Annotated in this window: 26 protein-coding genes; all 26 read right to left on the bottom strand. The window is 65.2% G+C overall.

The features are described from left to right. Positions 1–256: 256 nt before the first annotated feature. Entirely contained in the window at positions 257–1,612 is a 1,356-nt protein-coding gene (secY, locus tag WCD84_RS11745) for a preprotein translocase subunit SecY (RefSeq protein WP_343255864.1), read from the bottom strand. A 7-nt stretch (positions 1,613–1,619) separates the two neighbouring features. After that, positions 1,620–2,054: a 50S ribosomal protein L15 gene (rplO, locus tag WCD84_RS11740; RefSeq protein WP_343255865.1), complete on the bottom strand. Its 435-nt coding sequence runs from the start codon at positions 2,052–2,054 to the stop codon at positions 1,620–1,622. Positions 2,055–2,058: 4 nt separating this feature from the next. Further along, positions 2,059–2,256 carry a 50S ribosomal protein L30 gene (rpmD, locus tag WCD84_RS11735; protein ID WP_144892887.1) on the bottom strand — a complete coding sequence of 66 codons (198 nt, stop codon included), beginning with the start codon at positions 2,254–2,256 and terminating at the stop codon, positions 2,059–2,061. Next, positions 2,249–2,782: a 30S ribosomal protein S5 gene (rpsE, locus tag WCD84_RS11730; protein WP_343255866.1), complete on the bottom strand. Its 534-nt coding sequence runs from the start codon at positions 2,780–2,782 to the stop codon at positions 2,249–2,251. Before rpsE ends, rpmD begins: the two co-directional genes overlap by 8 nt. A gap of 172 nt (positions 2,783–2,954) precedes the next feature. Next, entirely contained in the window at positions 2,955–3,308 is a 354-nt protein-coding gene (gene rplR / locus WCD84_RS11725) for a 50S ribosomal protein L18 (RefSeq protein WP_343255867.1), read from the bottom strand. A gap of 30 nt (positions 3,309–3,338) precedes the next feature. Then, the gene (gene rplF / locus WCD84_RS11720) at positions 3,339–3,866 is read right to left on the bottom strand and encodes a 50S ribosomal protein L6 (protein WP_343255868.1); all 528 of its coding nucleotides are present in this window, start codon (positions 3,864–3,866) and stop codon (positions 3,339–3,341) included. Between the two features lie 13 nt (positions 3,867–3,879). Continuing rightward, entirely contained in the window at positions 3,880–4,275 is a 396-nt protein-coding gene (rpsH, locus tag WCD84_RS11715) for a 30S ribosomal protein S8 (RefSeq protein ID WP_343255869.1), read from the bottom strand. An 81-nt stretch (positions 4,276–4,356) separates the two neighbouring features. Next, positions 4,357–4,662 (bottom strand): 30S ribosomal protein S14, encoded by a 306-nt coding sequence (gene rpsN, locus WCD84_RS11710; RefSeq protein ID WP_343255870.1) that lies wholly within the window; start codon positions 4,660–4,662, stop codon positions 4,357–4,359. Positions 4,663–4,677: 15 nt separating this feature from the next. Then, positions 4,678–5,220: a 50S ribosomal protein L5 gene (gene rplE / locus WCD84_RS11705; protein ID WP_343255871.1), complete on the bottom strand. Its 543-nt coding sequence runs from the start codon at positions 5,218–5,220 to the stop codon at positions 4,678–4,680. Positions 5,221–5,231: 11 nt separating this feature from the next. Then, on the bottom strand, positions 5,232–5,546 hold the full coding sequence (rplX, locus tag WCD84_RS11700; protein WP_343255872.1) for a 50S ribosomal protein L24: 315 nt from the start codon (positions 5,544–5,546) through the stop codon (positions 5,232–5,234). A gap of 22 nt (positions 5,547–5,568) precedes the next feature. Beyond that, positions 5,569–5,937: a 50S ribosomal protein L14 gene (gene rplN / locus WCD84_RS11695; protein WP_343255873.1), complete on the bottom strand. Its 369-nt coding sequence runs from the start codon at positions 5,935–5,937 to the stop codon at positions 5,569–5,571. 12 nt (positions 5,938–5,949) lie between these two features. Continuing rightward, positions 5,950–6,216 carry a 30S ribosomal protein S17 gene (gene rpsQ, locus WCD84_RS11690; protein WP_343255874.1) on the bottom strand — a complete coding sequence of 89 codons (267 nt, stop codon included), beginning with the start codon at positions 6,214–6,216 and terminating at the stop codon, positions 5,950–5,952. A gap of 13 nt (positions 6,217–6,229) precedes the next feature. Beyond that, positions 6,230–6,415, bottom strand: coding sequence for a 50S ribosomal protein L29 (rpmC, locus tag WCD84_RS11685; RefSeq protein ID WP_343255875.1), 186 nt, complete (start codon positions 6,413–6,415; stop codon positions 6,230–6,232). Continuing rightward, complete coding sequence (gene rplP, locus WCD84_RS11680) at positions 6,415–6,828, bottom strand: 50S ribosomal protein L16 (protein ID WP_343255876.1); 414 nt, start codon at positions 6,826–6,828, stop codon at positions 6,415–6,417. The genes rpmC and rplP overlap by 1 nt, the downstream gene beginning before the upstream one ends. Before the next feature lie 3 nt (positions 6,829–6,831). Further along, positions 6,832–7,572 (bottom strand): 30S ribosomal protein S3, encoded by a 741-nt coding sequence (gene rpsC / locus WCD84_RS11675; RefSeq protein ID WP_343255877.1) that lies wholly within the window; start codon positions 7,570–7,572, stop codon positions 6,832–6,834. Between the two features lie 4 nt (positions 7,573–7,576). Then, positions 7,577–7,912 carry a 50S ribosomal protein L22 gene (rplV, locus tag WCD84_RS11670; RefSeq protein ID WP_343255878.1) on the bottom strand — a complete coding sequence of 112 codons (336 nt, stop codon included), beginning with the start codon at positions 7,910–7,912 and terminating at the stop codon, positions 7,577–7,579. Positions 7,913–7,922: 10 nt separating this feature from the next. Then, positions 7,923–8,189, bottom strand: a complete 267-nt coding sequence (gene rpsS / locus WCD84_RS11665) for a 30S ribosomal protein S19 (protein ID WP_343255879.1) — start codon at positions 8,187–8,189, stop codon at positions 7,923–7,925. A 6-nt stretch (positions 8,190–8,195) separates the two neighbouring features. Beyond that, positions 8,196–9,023, bottom strand: coding sequence for a 50S ribosomal protein L2 (gene rplB, locus WCD84_RS11660; RefSeq protein ID WP_343255880.1), 828 nt, complete (start codon positions 9,021–9,023; stop codon positions 8,196–8,198). A 10-nt stretch (positions 9,024–9,033) separates the two neighbouring features. Continuing rightward, positions 9,034–9,333, bottom strand: coding sequence for a 50S ribosomal protein L23 (gene rplW / locus WCD84_RS11655; protein ID WP_343255881.1), 300 nt, complete (start codon positions 9,331–9,333; stop codon positions 9,034–9,036). Then, the gene (rplD, locus tag WCD84_RS11650) at positions 9,330–9,935 is read right to left on the bottom strand and encodes a 50S ribosomal protein L4 (RefSeq protein WP_343255882.1); all 606 of its coding nucleotides are present in this window, start codon (positions 9,933–9,935) and stop codon (positions 9,330–9,332) included. Before rplD ends, rplW begins: the two co-directional genes overlap by 4 nt. Positions 9,936–9,947: 12 nt before the next feature. Continuing rightward, positions 9,948–10,601: a 50S ribosomal protein L3 gene (gene rplC / locus WCD84_RS11645; protein ID WP_343279942.1), complete on the bottom strand. Its 654-nt coding sequence runs from the start codon at positions 10,599–10,601 to the stop codon at positions 9,948–9,950. A 10-nt stretch (positions 10,602–10,611) separates the two neighbouring features. Continuing rightward, a complete protein-coding gene (rpsJ, locus tag WCD84_RS11640; protein WP_024891232.1) occupies positions 10,612–10,923 on the bottom strand; it encodes a 30S ribosomal protein S10 in 312 nt (103 codons plus the stop codon). A 469-nt stretch (positions 10,924–11,392) separates the two neighbouring features. Further along, positions 11,393–12,583, bottom strand: a complete 1,191-nt coding sequence (tuf, locus tag WCD84_RS11635) for an elongation factor Tu (RefSeq protein ID WP_343281467.1) — start codon at positions 12,581–12,583, stop codon at positions 11,393–11,395. A 52-nt stretch (positions 12,584–12,635) separates the two neighbouring features. After that, complete coding sequence (gene fusA, locus WCD84_RS11630; protein ID WP_343255885.1) at positions 12,636–14,726, bottom strand: elongation factor G; 2,091 nt, start codon at positions 14,724–14,726, stop codon at positions 12,636–12,638. A 132-nt stretch (positions 14,727–14,858) separates the two neighbouring features. Further along, positions 14,859–15,326: a 30S ribosomal protein S7 gene (gene rpsG, locus WCD84_RS11625; RefSeq protein ID WP_343255886.1), complete on the bottom strand. Its 468-nt coding sequence runs from the start codon at positions 15,324–15,326 to the stop codon at positions 14,859–14,861. A 102-nt stretch (positions 15,327–15,428) separates the two neighbouring features. Beyond that, a complete protein-coding gene (gene rpsL / locus WCD84_RS11620) occupies positions 15,429–15,803 on the bottom strand; it encodes a 30S ribosomal protein S12 (protein WP_343255887.1) in 375 nt (124 codons plus the stop codon). Positions 15,804–15,925: the final 122 nt, after the last annotated feature.

Genomic DNA, 15,925 nt, shown 5'->3' with positions numbered 1-15,925 from the left:
CCCGCGGCCGCCAAAAAAGCGTCCGACCGGCCCGGCATGGGGAGTGTGCCCATGCTCCGGCGACGGTTCCCGGCTGGACGGGTCCTTTGGGGGACCTGCCCGCCCGGCGCTACTCTGGCGCCGGGACGGCCCGGGAACCACCTGCGCGCGGGATCGCCACGCAGGTCGCCCATCAAGGCCCGACCGTGAAACGGCCGGACCTGGATCCTTCGGCGCTGCCGGCGATGCCGGCTGCCCTCTGGATCCGTTCGAATCTTCAGCCGCGCGGCAAGCTGCGCGCGCCACCCTTGAGGTTGGACTTCTTCAGCAGGCTCTCGTACTGGTGCGACATCAGGTGCGCCTGGATCTGGGAGATGAAATCCATCACCACCACCACCACGATCAGCAGCGACGTACCGCCGAAATAGAACGACGCATTGAGCTCGGTACGCATGAATTCCGGAAGCAGGCAGACCAGCACCAGGTAGGTGGCGCCGGCGGCCGTCAGCCGGGTCAGCACCCCGTCGATGTAATCGGCCGTGGCCTTGCCCGGCCGGATGCCCGGGATCAGCGCGCCCGACTTCTTCAGGTTGTCCGCGGTTTCCTGGGAGTTGAAGACCAGCGCGGTATAGAAGAACGTGAAGCCCGCGATCAGGCCTGCGTACAGCAGGATGTACAGGGGCTCGCCGGGCGAAAGCGCCTGGCTCACCCGCTGCAGCCACGTGGCCGAGCCGGCCTGGCTGAACCAGGTCGAGGCCGTGGCCGGGAACATGATGATCGACGACGCGAAGATCGCCGGGATCACGCCCGCCATGTTGAGCTTGAGCGGCAGGAACGAGCTCTGGTTCATGTACGCGTTGCGACCGCCCTGGCGGCGCGCGTAGTTGACCGTGATCCGGCGCTGGCCACGCTCGACGAACACCACGAAGTAGGTGAATGCGACCACGATCAGCGCGATCATGATCACCGCGATCGGGCTCATGTCGCCGTTGCGGGCGGCCTCGAACGTGGTGATGACCGCGCTCGGAAGCCCGGCCACGATGCCGGCGAAGATGATCAGCGACACGCCGTTGCCGATGCCGCGCTCGGTCACCTGCTCACCCAGCCACACCAGGAACATGGTGCCTGCCGTGAGCGCGATGATCGCGGTCAGCACGAAGCCGATGCCCGGCGCGTAGACCACGGGGATGCCGTTGCTGGCGCCCGAGCTCTGCAGGGCCACGGCGATGCCGGCCGACTGGAACACCGCCAGCGGGATCGAGCCGATGCGCGACCACTGGGTGATCCGGCGGCGACCCGACTCGCCTTCCTTCTGGATCGCCTTCAGGCTCGGCACGATCTGCACCAGCATCTGGATGATGATCGATGCCGAGATGTAGGGGATCACGTTCAGCGCAAACAGGCTGAAGCGCGAAAGCGCACCACCGGAGAACATGTTGAACATGTCCACGATGGTGCCTTCCTGCTGCTCCATCAGGCGCAGCATGGCATCGGGGTTCACGCCGGGCACCGGGATGTAGCAGCCGATGCGATAGACGATCAGCGCCCCGACGACGAACAGCAGGCGCTGGCGCAGCTCGGTGAATTTGCCGAGCCCGCCCATGCCACCCATTGCGCTGCCGCTGCGTGCCATGCGTCGCTTACTCCTCGACCTTGCCGCCGGCGGCTTCGATCGCTGCGCGGGCACCGGCCGTGGCCAGCACGCCCTTCAGCATCAAAGCCTTGGAGACCTCGCCCTTCAGCACGATCTTGGCGCGCTTGGCCGTGGACGGCACCAGCTTCGCGGCGCGCAGCGCCTTGAAGTCGATGTCGCCCTCGAGGCGGTCGAGGTGGTACAGCATGACTTCGGCGGTATCGCCGGCGATGCGCGAACGGAAGCCGACCTTGGGCAGGCGCTTGCGAAGCGGCATCTGGCCGCCTTCGAAGCCGGCCTTGATCTTGCCCTTGCCCGAGCGGGCGAAGGAACCCTTGTGGCCACGGCCGGCGGTCTTGCCGAGGCCGGAGCCGATGCCGCGACCGACGCGCTTGCGATCGGTGCGGGCGCCCTCTGCGGGCTGCATGGTGTTGAGCTTCATGTGCTTATTCCTCGACCCGGACCAGATAGTGGACCTTGTTGATAAGGCCACGGACCTGCGGGCTGTCCTTCAGTTCGCGGACGGAGTTGAGCTTGCCCAGGCCCAGGGCCTTGACGGACAGGCGGTGCTTGGCCTGCGAGCCGCGCAGACCCTTGACCAGGCGCACCTTGACGGTGCCGGTGCCGGCTTCGTTCTTAGCCATTGAGGATGTCCTCCACCTTCTTGCCGCGCTTGGCCGCGATGGCGCCAGGCGAATGCATGCCGGCCAGGCCCTTGACCGTGGCGCGGACGAGGTTGATCGGGTTGCGCGAGCCGACGGCCTTGGCCAGCACGTCCTTCACGCCCACCGCCTCGAGCACGGCGCGCATGGCGCCACCGGCGATCACGCCGGTACCTTCGGACGCGGGCATCATGAACACGCGGGCGGCGCCATGGCCGGCCTTGACCGTGTGGAACAGCGTGCCGCCGTTGAGCTCGACGCTGGCCATGTTGCGGCGCGCCTGCTCCATCGACTTCTGGATGGCCATGGGGACCTCGCGGGCCTTGCCGTAGCCGAAGCCGACCTTGCCGGCGCCGTCACCGACCACGGTCAGCGCGGTGAAGGTGAACTGGCGACCACCCTTGACGGTCTTGCTGACGCGGTTGACCGTGATCAGCTTCTCGATCATGCCGTCGTCGATTTCCTCGCGGTTGCGGTCGCGACCGCGCGGGGAGCGTTCTTCTGCCATTTTGATATTGCCTGTGTTGTTGAAGGATGTACGGCTTTCAGCCGCTTATGGTTGTGATATGAATCGGTGTACCGCGTTCCCGGGCAGAAGCCGGGAGGCGTCCGATGCAGCCCGCATCGGCAGGTAGGCATGGGTGGGGACGGCGCCCCACCCATTCAACACGTCGTGACGCCTAGAACTGCAGGCCACCTTCGCGCGCGGCGTCGGCCAGGGCCTTGATCCGCCCATGATACCTGTAACCGGAGCGGTCGAAGGCAACCGAATCGATCCCGGCGGCCTTGGCCTTCTCGGCGATCGCGCGGCCGACCTTGGCGGCGGCCTCGGTGTTGCGACCGTTCTTCAGGCCGTCGCGGACGTCGGCCTGGGTGGTGCTGGCCGCAGCCAGGACCTTGGAGCCGTCGGCGGTGAACAGCTGGGCGTAGAGGTGCTGGCCGGTGCGCAGCACCGACAGGCGCGGCACGCCGAGGTTGCGGATATGCGCGCGCGTGGACTTGGCGCGGCGCAGGCGGGCAATTTTCTTCTGCATGGTCTCGTTCTCCGAAAGCTGAAGGCCGGATTAGGCCTTCTTGGCTTCCTTGCGGATGATGTTCTCGCCGGCGTACTTGACGCCCTTGCCCTTGTACGGCTCCGGCGGGCGGTAGCCGCGGATCTTTGCCGCGACTTCGCCAACCTGCTGCTTGTCGGCGCCGTTGACCACGATTTCGGTCTGCGTCGGCGTGCTGATGGTGATCCCCGCCGGCGGCTTGAACAGCACCGGATGGGAAAAGCCCAGCGACAGGTTCAGGTCCTGGCCCTGCATCGCGGCACGGTAGCCGACGCCGACCAGCTCGAGCTTGCGCTCGAAGCCCTCGGACACGCCCTGCACCATGTTGGCGATGACCGAACGCATGGTGCCGGTGATGGCCATATGCTCCGGCGTTGCCGGCGAAAGCACGGCCTGGCCGTCTTCCATATTGAGTTCGACGCCGAGCGGCATCGCCATCGACAGGGCGCCCTTGGGGCCCTTGGTGGCGACGGTGCCGTCCTGGATCTTCAGCTCGACGCCCTTCGGAAGGGCAATCGGCTTCTTGGCAATTCGGGACATTGCGGTTACTCCCTTAGGCCACGAAGCACAGAACCTCACCGCCGACGCCCTGTTGGCGCGCCTGCGCATCGGTCATGATGCCCTTCGAGGTGGAGATGATTGCGATGCCGAGGCCATTGAGGACCTTCGGCAGATCGGCCTTGCCACGATACTGGCGCAGGCCGGAGCGGGAAAAGCGCTGCATGCGCTCGATGACCGGACGGCCCTCGTAATACTTGAGTTCGATCTCGAGTTCGGCCTTGGCGCCATTCTCGATCACGCGCGCTTCGGCGATGTAGCCCTCGTCCTGCAGCACCTTGGCGATGGCCACCTTGGTCTTGGAGGACGGCATCTTCACCGTCGGCTTGCCGACAGCCGCCGCATTGCGCATGCGGGTCAGCATATCGGCGATGGGATCAGTCATGCTCATTGAAAATCACCTTATGAGTGCACCGATATCCGCAGGATTGCGAATTCGTTTTGACCGGCCTTGCGGCCGGCCTGGAACCTGTTACCAGCTGGCCTTGCGCAGGCCGGGGACGTCGCCGTTCATCGTCGCCTTGCGCAGCATGTTGCGGCCGAGGCCGAACTTCTTGTACACGGCGCGCGGACGGCCGGTCAGGGCGCAGCGGGTGGTCTGGCGCGAAGGCGAGGAGTCGCGGGGCAGCTTCTGCAGCTTGACCGCGGCATCCATCCTCTCTTCGTAGCTCGCGGACTCGCTGCTGACGATTTTCTTCAGCTCGTCGCGCTTGGCGGCGAACTTCTTCGCCAGCTTCGCGCGCTTCACTTCGCGATTGATCATTGAAGTCTTGGCCATTGTCTCTCTGTCCGGTCAGTTGCGAAACGGGAAGCGGAACGCTTCCAGCAGGGCGCGGGCTTCCTCGTTGGTCTTGGCGGTCGTGGTGATGGCGATATCCATGCCACGCAGCGCGTCAACCTGGTCGAAGTCGACCTCCGGGAAGATGATCTGCTCTTTCACGCCCATGTTGTAGTTGCCACGGCCGTCGAACGAACGGCCCGACACGCCGCGGAAGTCGCGGACGCGCGGCAGGGCAACGTTCACCAGGCGATCGAAGAACTCGTACATCTTCGCGCGGCGCAGCGTGACCTTGCAGCCGATCGGCCAGCCGTCGCGGATCTTGAACGAAGCCACCGAAACGCGCGACTTGGTGACAAGCGCCTTCTGGCCGGTGATCTTGGCCATGTCGGCGGTTGCGTGCTCAAGCACCTTCTTGTTGGCCGCGGCCTCGCCCACGCCCATGTTGAGCGTGATCTTGGACAGGCGCGGGACCTGCATCGGATTGGTGTAGCCGAACTGCTCGGTGAGCTTCGGCACCACTTCTTCCTTGTAGAACTTTTCCAGACGGGTGGTCATTTCAGCATTCCTCAGGCGTCAATCGCCTCACCACTCGAGCGGAACACGCGGACGCGGCGTCCATCCTCGAGGATTTTGGTACCAATGCGCTCGCCCTTGCCGGAGGCAGGGTTGAAGTGCATCACGTTCGAAGCGTCGATCGGAGCTTCACGCTCGATCACGCCGCCCGGCTGGTTGGCCTGGGGATTCGGTTTGGTGTGGCGCTTGATCATGTTGACGTTGGCGACAACGACCTTCTCGCCGAGCACGCGGACGACTTCGCCCTGCTTGCCCTTGTCCTTGCCGGCGGTGACGACGACGCGGTCACCCTTCTTGATGCGGTTCATGTCGGTTTCCTCTTCGTCCGGCTCAGAGCACTTCGGGTGCGAGCGAGACGATCTTCATGAACTTCTCGGAGCGCAGCTCGCGGGTAACGGGCCCGAAGATGCGGGTGCCGATCGGCTCCTGCTTGTTGTTGAGCAGCACGGCGGCGTTGCCGTCGAAGCGGATCAGCGAACCGTCGGGGCGACGAACGCCCTTGCGGGTGCGCACCACGACCGCGTCGTAGACCTCGCCCTTCTTGACCTTGCCGCGGGGGATGGCGGTCTTGACCGACACCTTGATGATGTCGCCGATGCCGGCGTAGCGGCGCTTCGAGCCGCCCAGCACCTTGATGCACATCACTTCCTTGGCACCGGAGTTGTCGGCCACGGCCAGGTGGCTCTGCATCTGGATCATTTCGGAGCCTCCTTATTCAGCCGAGCGCGCGACGATCTCGACGACGCGCCAGTTCTTGGTCTTGGACATCGGCGCGATTTCCACCACGCGGACGGTATCGCCCTCGTTGCAGGAGTTCTCGGCGTCGTGGGCGTGCAGCTTGGTCGAGCGACGGATGTACTTGCCGTACAGCGCGTGCTTGACCTGGCGCTCGATGAGCACCGTCACGGTCTTGTCCATCTTGTTGCTGACAACGCGGCCTTCGACCGTGCGCAGCTTCTTTTCGGTATTTTCGGTCATGTCTGCCCGGTCCTTACTGCTTGGCGCCAAGGAGGGTGTTGACGCGAGCGATCTCGCGGCGCACCCGACGGGCGTCGTGGGTCTTGGAAAGCTGGCCGGTTGCCTTCTGCATGCGGAGCGAGAACGACTCCTTCTGCAGCTCGAGCAGATGGGCCTTCAGCTCATCCGTCGACTTTTGGCGGAGTTCCTTGATTTCCATCAGCGCACCGTCCGGGTCACGAAAGTAGTGGTGACCGAGAGCTTGGCGGCCGCCAGGCGGAATGCCTCGCGTGCGGTCGCCTCGTCAACGCCCTCGATCTCATAGATCATGCGGCCGGGCTGGATCTGGGCAACCCAGAACTCCACGCTGCCCTTGCCCGAGCCCATGCGCACTTCGATCGGCTTCTTGGAGATCGGCTTGTCCGGGAACACGCGGATCCACATCTTGCCGCCGCGCTTCACGTGGCGACTGATGGCGCGACGCGCCGACTCGATCTGGCGTGCGGTCAGCTGGCCGGTCTGAGTGGCCTTCAGGCCGAACTCGCCGAAGCTGACGGCATTGCCGCTCCAGGCCAGGCCGTCGTTGCGGCCCTTGTGCATCTTGCGGTATTTGGTTCGCTTGGGTTGCAGCATGACTTAGTCCCTCGCCTCGCGATCACGGCGCGGGCCACGCGGACGATCGCGGTCACCGCGGTCGCCACGCTCGCCACGCGGCGAATCGTCCTGCTTTTCCTGGCCGACCTGGGCGAAGTCGAAGATCTCGCCCTTGTAGATCCAGGTCTTGATTCCAATGATGCCGTAGGTGGTCTTCGCCTCGGCAAAGCCGTAGTCGACGTCGGCGCGCAGCGTGTGCAGCGGCACGCGACCTTCGCGGTACCACTCCGAACGCGCGATCTCGGCGCCGTTCAGGCGGCCACCGACGTTGACCTTGATGCCCAGGGCGCCCAGGCGCATCGCGTTGCCGACGGCGCGCTTCATCGCGCGGCGGAACATGATGCGGCGCTCCAGCTGCTGCGCGATCGACTCGGCGACCAGCTGCGCGTCGAGCTCCGGCTTGCGGACCTCGGTGACGTTGATGTGCGCCGGGACGCCCATCATCGCACTGACTTCCTTGCGCAGCTTCTCGATGTCTTCGCCGCGCTTGCCGATCACCACGCCCGGACGGGCGGTGTGGATCGTGACGCGGGCCGACTTCGAGGGCCTTTCGATCAGGATGCGGCTGATACCGGCGGCCGCCAGCTTCTTGCGAAGCATCTCGCGGACCTTCAGGTCCGAGATCAGGTACTCGGCGTAATCCTTCTTGCCGGCATACCACTTGGAGTTCCAGTCCTTGGCGATGCCAAGGCGGAAGCCGGTCGGATGAACTTTGTGACCCATATGCTTACTTCCCCTCGCCGACAACGACGGTGATGTGGCTGGTGCGCTTGAGGATGCGCGTGCCGCGCCCCTTGGCGCGCGCCATGAAGCGCTTCAACGTCGGGCCTTCGTCGACCATGATCGTCTTGACCCTGAGCTCGTCGACGTCGGCACCGAGGTTGTTCTCGGCGTTCGACGTGGCCGAGTACACGACCTTGTAGATCAGGTGCGCGGCCTTCTTGTCGCTGAACTTCAGCAGGTCGAGGGCACGCGAGGCCGAGAGGCCGCGGACCTGGTCTGCGACCAGGCGTGCCTTCTGCGGGGAGATGCGCACGGTGCGCAGGATTGCCTTCGCTTCCATTGTCATCTCCTTAACGCGACTTCTTGTCGCCGCCATGACCCTTGAAGGTCCTGGTCAGGGCGAACTCGCCAAGCTTGTGGCCGACCATGTTCTCGTTGACGAGCACCGGGACGTGGTTGCGGCCGTTGTGCACGGCGATGGTGTAACCGACCATCTCCGGCAGCACCATCGACCGGCGCGACCAGGTCTTGATCGGACGCTTGGTGTTACCCGCGGCTTCCACCTTCTTGACGAGGTGGTGGTCGACGAACGGGCCCTTCTTGAGTGAACGTGCCATGGTCTATCAGCTCCTGCGGTCGCGCACGATGAACTGCTGCGTCCGCTTGTTATGGCGGGTCTTGTAGCCCTTCGTCGGGACGCCCCACGGGGTGACCGGATGCGGGTTGCCCTGGCCGGCCTTGGCCTCGCCACCGCCGTGCGGATGGTCGACCGGGTTCATGGCCGCGCCGCGGACGGTCGGCTTGATGCCGAGCCAGCGCTTCGCACCGGCCTTGCCCAGCTTCTGCAGGTTGTGCTCGACGTTGCCGACTTCACCGATGGTGGCGCGGCACTCGGACGGCACGCGACGCATCTCGCCCGAACGCAGGCGGAGCGTGGCGTACACGCCTTCGCGCGCGACCAGCTGCACGCCGGCGCCGGCGGCACGGGCGATCTGCGCACCCTTGCCCGGCTTCATCTCGATGCAATGCACCGTGGAACCGACCGGGATGTTGCGCAGCGGCAGGGTGTTGCCGGCGCGGATCGGGGCGTCGTTGCCCGCGATCACCTGGTCGCCGGCCTTCAGGCCCTTGGGAGCGATGATGTAGCGGCGCTCGCCGTCGACGTAGCACAGCAGCGCGATGTGCGCGGTGCGATTCGGGTCGTACTCGATCCGCTCGACGCGCGCCGGAATACCTTCCTTGTCGCGCTTGAAGTCGATGATGCGGTAGTGCTGCTTGTGGCCACCACCGATGTGGCGCGTGGTGATGCGACCATGGTGGTTGCGGCCACCCGAGCGGCTCTGCTTCTCGAGCAGCGGCGCATAGGGCTCACCCTTGTGCAGCTCGGGGGCGACCACGCGGACCGCCGAACGGCGACCGGCGGAAGTTGGCTTGAATTTCATCAATGGCATGGGGGCTTCCTCAGGCCTTGGCGTTCATGACGTCGATCGACTGGCCGTCGGCGAGCTTCACGTACGCCTTGCGCCAGTCGGCGCGACGGCCGTTGCGATTGCGGAAGGCTTTCTGCTTGCCTTTCACGTTCAGCACGTTGACCGATTCGACCTTGACGTCGAACAGCTTCTCGACCGCGATCTTGATGTCGGCCTTGGTGGCATCGACGGCGACTTCGAACGCGTACTGGTTGGACGCTTCCTGCAGGCGCGCGGTCTTCTCGGACACGCGCGGCGCACGGATCAGCGCATAGAGCTTGGCGTCGTTCATGCCAGCCACTCCTCGATCTTCTTGATTGCGTCCGCGGTCACCAGCACGCTGTCGGCGCCGACCAGCGAAACCGGATCCAGGCCCTGGACGTCGCGGATCTGCACGTACGGCAGGTTGCGCGCCGACAGGTACAGGCTGTCCGAGGCCTCCTCGGTGACGATCAGCGGGCGCTTGCCGAGGTCGAAGCCCTTCAGCTTCTCGGCGAACGCGCTGGTCTTGGTCTCGGTGACGTCGAAGGACTCGACGACGTGCAGGCGACCCTGGCGGTTGAGCTCGGACAGGATCGCCGACATCGCCGCGCGGTACATCTTGCGGTTGACCTTCTGCTCGAAGCTGCGCGGCTTGGCCGCGAAGGTGACGCCACCGCCGACGAAGATCGGAGCCGTCAGTGCGCCATGACGCGCGCCGCCGCCCTTCTGCTTCTTCGACTTCTTGGTGGTGCCGCTCACTTCCGAGCGCGTCTTCTGCGCCTTGGTACCGGCACGACCGGCATTGCGGTACGCGACCACGACCTGGTGGACCAGGTCACGGTTGAATTCGCGACCGAACACCACGTCGGAAACCGACACCTTGCTGCTGCTATCCCTGATAGAGAGTTCCATCGTCATCTCTCCTTAACCCTTGCTCGCGGGACGCACGATCACGTCTCCGCCCGGTGCGCCGGGAACCGCGCCCTTCACGGCGATCAGGCCGCGCTCGGCGTCGACCCGGACCACTTCGAGGTTCTGCGTGCTCTGCTGCACCGCACCCATGTGGCCGGACATCTTCTTGCCCGGGAACACGCGGCCCGGCGTCTGGCGCTGGCCGATCGAGCCCGGCGAACGGTGCGACAGCGAGTTGCCGTGCGTCGCGTCGCCCATGGCGAAGTTCCAGCGCTTGATCGTGCCCTGGAAGCCCTTGCCCTTGGTCACGCCCTGGACGTCGACCATCTGGCCGACCTCGAAGATGTCGGCCTTCACTTCGCCGCCAACCTCGAAGCCACCGACCTGGTCGTCGGCAACGCGGAATTCCCAGAGGCCACGACCCGCTTCCACCTTGGCCTTGGCCAGGTGCCCCGTCTCGGGCTTGTTCACCAGCACGGCGCGCTTGCTGCCGACCGCGACCTGCACGGCGCTGTAGCCGTCGGTTGCGCTGGTCTTCACCTGCGTGATGCGGTTGGGAGTGGCTTCGATCAGGGTCACCGGAACGGACTGGCCGCCTTCGGTGAACACCCGGCTCATGCCGGCCTTGCGACCGACGATACCCAGCGAATATTTCTTCGCAGTCATGTCAGTGGCCTCAGGTCAGCTTGATCTGGACGTCGACGCCAGCCGCGAGCTCGAGCTTCATCAGCGCGTCCACGGTCTTGTCGTTGGGGTCGACGATGTCAAGCACGCGCTTGTGCGTGCGGGTTTCGTACTGGTCACGCGCATCCTTGTCGACGTGCGGCGACGTCAGGATGGTGTAACGCTCGATCTTGGTCGGCAACGGAATCGGGCCGCGCACCTGGGCGCCGGTCCGCTTGGCCGTTTCGACGATCTCGCTGGCCGAACGGTCGATCAGTCGATGATCGAACGCCTTCAGCCGGATCCGGATCTTTTGGTCCGCCATGACGGAATTCCTTCGTTAAAAGAGCGACGGGCCCGCGGCTGGGTGCGCGGAACCCCAATGGATTCATTGATAACCAGGGCTGACGACCCGCGCCCCGGCAACCTTCCCTGCAAAAAACGAGGCAGGCCGGTTACCCGGCCCGCCCAGACGGAGAAGCGAACGTGACAATTCCCCTGGTCCGCTATGTCCCGAAGAACTTCGGGAGGGACCGGGGTACTGCCGCGCGACGTGTTCCCTGTCTGGCGAAAACGAGGTGCGTCCTGCGCCTCATTTCGCGGTTCCGGCGAATCCCCGAGGGGTTCCGCCGAAGTAGTCAGCAAGTATAGCCGGCTCCAGCGGCTCAGCGCAACACCCTGGAGCCAAAAAAGCCGTCGGCGTGAGCCGATGGCCGCTGGCGTTATCCGGACCACCGGTCCGGATCAACGCCAGCACATATCGCGGCGGCCAACGGCCGCCGGGATATGAGTACTTACTTGATGATCTTGGCGACCACGCCCGCGCCGACCGTACGGCCACCCTCGCGGATCGCGAAGCGCAGACCCTCGTCCATCGCGATCGGGTTGATCAGCGCCACCACCATCTTCACGTTGTCGCCCGGCATCACCATCTCGACGCCCTCCGGCAGCTCGCAGGCGCCGGTGATGTCGGTGGTGCGGAAGTAGAACTGCGGACGGTAGCCCTTGAAGAACGGCGTGTGGCGGCCGCCCTCGTCCTTCGACAGCACGTACACCTCGGCCTCGAAGTCCGTGTGCGGCTTGATCGAACCCGGCTTGCACAGCACCTGGCCGCGCTCCACGTCGTCACGCTTGGTGCCGCGCAGCAGCAGGCCGGCGTTGTCGCCCGCCTGGCCCTGGTCCAGCAGCTTGCGGAACATCTCGACGCCGGTGACGGTCGTCTTGACCGTCGGGCGGATGCCCACGATCTCGATTTCCTCGCCCACCTTCACGATGCCGCGCTCGATGCGACCGGTCACCACCGTGCCGCGACCCGAGATCGAGAACACGTCCTCGACCGGCATCAGGAACGTCTTGTCGATGTCACGCTCCGGCTCCGGAATCCAGGTGTCCAGCGCCTCGACCAGCTTGATGATCGCCGGCACGCCGATGTCCGACTGGTCGCCTTCCAGCGCCTTCAGCGCCGAACCGTGGATGATCGGGGTGTCGTCGCCCGGGAAGTCGTACTTCGACAGCAGCTCGCGCACTTCCATCTCGACCAACTCAAGCAGCTCGGCGTCGTCGACCATGTCGGCCTTGTTCAGGAACACCACGATGTACGGCACACCGACCTGGCGCGCCAGCAGGATGTGCTCGCGCGTCTGCGGCATCGGGCCGTCAGCGGCCGAGCACACCAGGATCGCGCCGTCCATCTGCGCCGCACCGGTGATCATGTTCTTGACGTAGTCGGCGTGGCCCGGGCAGTCGACGTGCGCGTAGTGGCGGGTCGGGCTCTCGTACTCGACGTGCGAGGTCGAGATCGTGATGCCGCGCGCCTTCTCTTCCGGCGCCTTGTCGATCGCGTCATAGGCATGGAACTCGCCGCCGAAACGTTCCGCGCCGATCTTCGTCAGCGCCGCCGTCAGCGTCGTCTTGCCGTGGTCCACGTGACCGATCGTGCCCACGTTCACGTGGGGCTTGGTGCGCTCGAACTTACCCTTGGCCATGATTGCAGTCTCTTCGAAAGTTGGTTGACTTGGTTGCCGTTTCCGGCGCCGCTTACTTCTTCTTCACCACTTCGTCGGCGATGTTCGCCGGCGCGTCCGCGTAATGGTCGAACTCCATGGTGAAGGTCGCGCGGCCCTGCGACATCGAACGCAGGGTGGTGGCATAGCCGAACATTTCGCCCAGCGGGATCATCGCGTTGATGATCTTGCCCGACGGGCTGTCGTCCTGGCCCTGGAGGATGCCGCGACGACGACTGACGTCGCCCATCACGTCACCCAGGTAGTCCTCGGGGCTGACGATCTCGACCTTCATGATCGGCTCGAGCAGGACCGGCGAGGCGCGATTGAAGCCTTCCTTGAAGCCCATGGACCCGGCGATCTTGAACGCCATTTCCGAGGAGTCGACCTCGTGGTAGGAGCCGTCGTACAGCTTCACCTTGATGTCGACGATCGGATAGCCGGCGAGGATGCCGTTGGCCATCGCTTCCTGGATGCCCTTGTCGACGGCCGGGATGTAGTCCTTCGGCACCACGCCGCCGACGATCGCGTTGTCGAATTCATAGCCCGCGCCCGGTTCCTGCGGCGAGATCTCCAGCCACACGTGGCCGAACTGGCCCTTGCCGCCCGACTGGCGCACGAACTTGCCTTCCGACTTGACCGTCTTGCGGATGGTCTCGCGGTAGGCGACCTGCGGCTTGCCGACGTTCGCCTCGACGTTGAACTCGCGCTTCATGCGGTCGACGATGATGTCCAGGTGCAGCTCGCCCATGCCGGCGATGATGGTCTGGCCGGACTCCTCGTCGGTGCGCACGCGGAAGGAAGGATCTTCCTGCGCGAGGCGACCGAGCGCGATGCCCATCTTTTCCTGGTCGGACTTGGTCTTGGGCTCCACCGCCATCGAGATCACCGGCTCCGGGAACACCATGCGCTCCAGGGTGATGATCGCGTCCTGCGCGCAAAGGGTGTCACCGGTCGCGACGTCCTTCATGCCCACGGCCGCGGCGATGTCACCGGCACGGACTTCCTTGATTTCGGCGCGATCGTTCGAATGCATCTGCAGCAGCCGGCCGATGCGCTCCTTGCGCGACTTGATCGGGTTGTAGACCTGGTCGCCGGCGTTGAGCACGCCCGAGTACACGCGGAAGAAGGTGAGCGAGCCGACGAACGGATCGGTGATGATCTTGAACGCCAGCGCCGAGAAGGGGGCCTTGTCGTCGGCGGCGCGGGTCTCGATCTCCTCACTCTCGTTCAGGCCCTGCACCGGCGGACGGTCGACCGGCGACGGCAGCAGCTGGATCACGCCGTCGAGCATCGCCTGGACGCCCTTGTTCTTGAACGCGGTACCGCAGTACACCGGCACGATCTCGACCTTGATGACGCGCTCGCGCAGGCCGGCCACGATCTCTTCGATGGAGAGCTCGCCGCCCTCCAGGTACTTGTCCATCAGCTCTTCATTGGCCTCGGCCGCGGACTCGACCATGAAGGCGCGCGCCTCGGCGGCCTTGTCGGCCAGCTCGGCGGGGATGTCGCTGACTTCGAACACCATGCCCTGCGAGGCGGTATCCCAGCGGATCGCCTTCATCTTCAGCAGGTCGATCACGCCCTCGAAGCCGTCCTCGGCGCCGATCGGCACCTGCATCGGCACCGCGCTCGCGCCCAGGCGCGACTTCAGCTGGCCGACGACCTTGTCGAAGTTGGCACCGGTGCGGTCCATCTTGTTGACGAACGCCATCCGCGGCACCTGGTACTTGTTCGCCTGGCGCCACACGGTTTCCGACTGCGGCTGCACGCCGCCGACCGCGCACAGGACGAACACGGCGCCGTCGAGCACGCGCAGGCTGCGCTCGACTTCGATCGTGAAGTCGACGTGCCCGGGGGTATCGATGATGTTGAAGCGGTGCTGCGGCAGGGACTTGTCCATGCCCGACCAGAACGCGGTGGTGGCCGCCGACTGGATCGTGATGCCGCGCTCCTGCTCCTGCTCCATCCAGTCCATGGTGGCGGCACCGTCATGCACTTCACCCAGCTTGTGGCTGACGCCGGTGTAGAACAGGATGCGCTCGGACGTGGTGGTCTTGCCGGCATCGATGTGGGCCATGATGCCGAAGTTGCGATAGCGGTCGATGGGAGTGGTGCGGGCCACGGCGATCTCTCTGTATTTGGTCCACAAGATTGCGGACGTGCGAATTGGTTCGAAAGGCCGAATGCCGCCCTGCGGCGGCACCCGGTTACACGATCTCTTGGCCGGAACGCGAAGCGTCCCGGCCGCGCGCGATTACCAGCGGTAGTGCGCGAAGGCCTTGTTGGCTTCGGCCATGCGATGGGTTTCTTCGCGCTTCTTGACCGCGCCACCGCGGCTCTCGGAGGCGTCGATCAGCTCGGCGGCCAGCTTGCGCGGCATGGTGTTCTCGCCGCGCTTGCGGGCGGAGTCGATCAGCCAGCGCATCGCCAGCGCCATGCGACGCGAAGCGCGCACCTCGACCGGCACCTGGTAGGTGGCACCACCGACGCGACGCGACTTCACCTCGACCGTCGGCGAAATGTTGCCGAGCGCCTTCTCGACGACCTCGAGCGGGTTGGGATTCTTCTCGCCGATCACGTCCATGGCGCCGTACACGATCTTCTCGGCAACCGACTTCTTGCCGCTGTACATCACCATGTTGATGAAGCGGGCGATGGTCTCGCTACCGTGCTTCGGATCGGGCAGCACCGAGCGCTGCGGGGTATTTCCTTTACGCGACATTGTTCGATTCTCTGTAGGGCGGGCACTGGCCCGCCGTTTGTTCCGGATGGCGGGACATTACCCGCCTCGCGAAAACCCACCCGGGCGGATCGCCCGGGACACTCAAGCCTTCGGACGCTTGGCGCCGTACTTGGAACGGGCCTGCCTGCGCTTGGCAACGCCGGCGGCGTCGAGCGAGCCGCGGACGGTGTGGTAGCGCACGCCGGGCAGGTCCTTGACGCGGCCGCCGCGGATCAGCACCACCGAGTGCTCCTGCAGGTTGTGGCCTTCGCCACCGATGTAGGAGATGACCTCGTAGCCATTGGTCAGGCGCACCTTGGCGACCTTGCGCAGGGCCGAGTTCGGCTTCTTCGGGGTGGTCGTGTACACGCGCGTGCACACGCCGCGACGCTGCGGGCAGTTCTGCAGCGCAGGCGAGTTGCTCTGGTAGGTTTCCGGGCTGCGCGGCTTGCGCACAAGCTGGTTGATCGTTGCCATCAGTGTCGGGTCTTCTGCTCCGGGCACGCGGCCCGCGGTGGTGTGTGGCGGGCCTGGGCCCGGCTCTGGTAGCGCTCCCCGAAGGGATCCGCCGGCCGCACGGCCCAGGTTCCGTACGCGAA

It is taken from the genome of Luteimonas changyuni (assembly GCF_039548395.1).
Taxonomy (GTDB): domain Bacteria; phylum Pseudomonadota; class Gammaproteobacteria; order Xanthomonadales; family Xanthomonadaceae; genus Luteimonas.
Note: the sequence above shows the minus strand (reverse complement) of the source record. Positions and strands in the feature narration are given on the sequence as shown.

Coding starts and splice junctions, on each gene's coding strand:
- secY (WP_343255864.1), bottom strand. CDS start 1,612: ATGGCACGCAGCGGCAGCGCAATGGGTGGCATGGGCGGGCTCGGCAAA.
- rplO (WP_343255865.1), bottom strand. CDS start 2,054: ATGAAGCTCAACACCATGCAGCCCGCAGAGGGCGCCCGCACCGATCGC.
- rpmD (WP_144892887.1), bottom strand. CDS start 2,256: ATGGCTAAGAACGAAGCCGGCACCGGCACCGTCAAGGTGCGCCTGGTC.
- rpsE (WP_343255866.1), bottom strand. CDS start 2,782: ATGGCAGAAGAACGCTCCCCGCGCGGTCGCGACCGCAACCGCGAGGAA.
- rplR (WP_343255867.1), bottom strand. CDS start 3,308: ATGCAGAAGAAAATTGCCCGCCTGCGCCGCGCCAAGTCCACGCGCGCG.
- rplF (WP_343255868.1), bottom strand. CDS start 3,866: ATGTCCCGAATTGCCAAGAAGCCGATTGCCCTTCCGAAGGGCGTCGAG.
- rpsH (WP_343255869.1), bottom strand. CDS start 4,275: ATGAGCATGACTGATCCCATCGCCGATATGCTGACCCGCATGCGCAAT.
- rpsN (WP_343255870.1), bottom strand. CDS start 4,662: ATGGCCAAGACTTCAATGATCAATCGCGAAGTGAAGCGCGCGAAGCTG.
- rplE (WP_343255871.1), bottom strand. CDS start 5,220: ATGACCACCCGTCTGGAAAAGTTCTACAAGGAAGAAGTGGTGCCGAAG.
- rplX (WP_343255872.1), bottom strand. CDS start 5,546: ATGAACCGCATCAAGAAGGGTGACCGCGTCGTCGTCACCGCCGGCAAG.
- rplN (WP_343255873.1), bottom strand. CDS start 5,937: ATGATCCAGATGCAGAGCCACCTGGCCGTGGCCGACAACTCCGGTGCC.
- rpsQ (WP_343255874.1), bottom strand. CDS start 6,216: ATGACCGAAAATACCGAAAAGAAGCTGCGCACGGTCGAAGGCCGCGTT.
- rpmC (WP_343255875.1), bottom strand. CDS start 6,415: ATGGAAATCAAGGAACTCCGCCAAAAGTCGACGGATGAGCTGAAGGCC.
- rplP (WP_343255876.1), bottom strand. CDS start 6,828: ATGCTGCAACCCAAGCGAACCAAATACCGCAAGATGCACAAGGGCCGC.
- rpsC (WP_343255877.1), bottom strand. CDS start 7,572: ATGGGTCACAAAGTTCATCCGACCGGCTTCCGCCTTGGCATCGCCAAG.
- rplV (WP_343255878.1), bottom strand. CDS start 7,912: ATGGAAGCGAAGGCAATCCTGCGCACCGTGCGCATCTCCCCGCAGAAG.
- rpsS (WP_343255879.1), bottom strand. CDS start 8,189: ATGGCACGTTCACTCAAGAAGGGCCCGTTCGTCGACCACCACCTCGTC.
- rplB (WP_343255880.1), bottom strand. CDS start 9,023: ATGCCATTGATGAAATTCAAGCCAACTTCCGCCGGTCGCCGTTCGGCG.
- rplW (WP_343255881.1), bottom strand. CDS start 9,333: ATGAACGACGCCAAGCTCTATGCGCTGATCCGTGCGCCGCGCGTGTCC.
- rplD (WP_343255882.1), bottom strand. CDS start 9,935: ATGGAACTCTCTATCAGGGATAGCAGCAGCAAGGTGTCGGTTTCCGAC.
- rplC (WP_343279942.1), bottom strand. CDS start 10,601: ATGACTGCGAAGAAATATTCGCTGGGTATCGTCGGTCGCAAGGCCGGC.
- rpsJ (WP_024891232.1), bottom strand. CDS start 10,923: ATGGCGGACCAAAAGATCCGGATCCGGCTGAAGGCGTTCGATCATCGA.
- tuf (WP_343281467.1), bottom strand. CDS start 12,583: ATGGCCAAGGGTAAGTTCGAGCGCACCAAGCCCCACGTGAACGTGGGC.
- rpsG (WP_343255886.1), bottom strand. CDS start 15,326: ATGTCGCGTAAAGGAAATACCCCGCAGCGCTCGGTGCTGCCCGATCCG.
- rpsL (WP_343255887.1), bottom strand. CDS start 15,803: ATGGCAACGATCAACCAGCTTGTGCGCAAGCCGCGCAGCCCGGAAACC.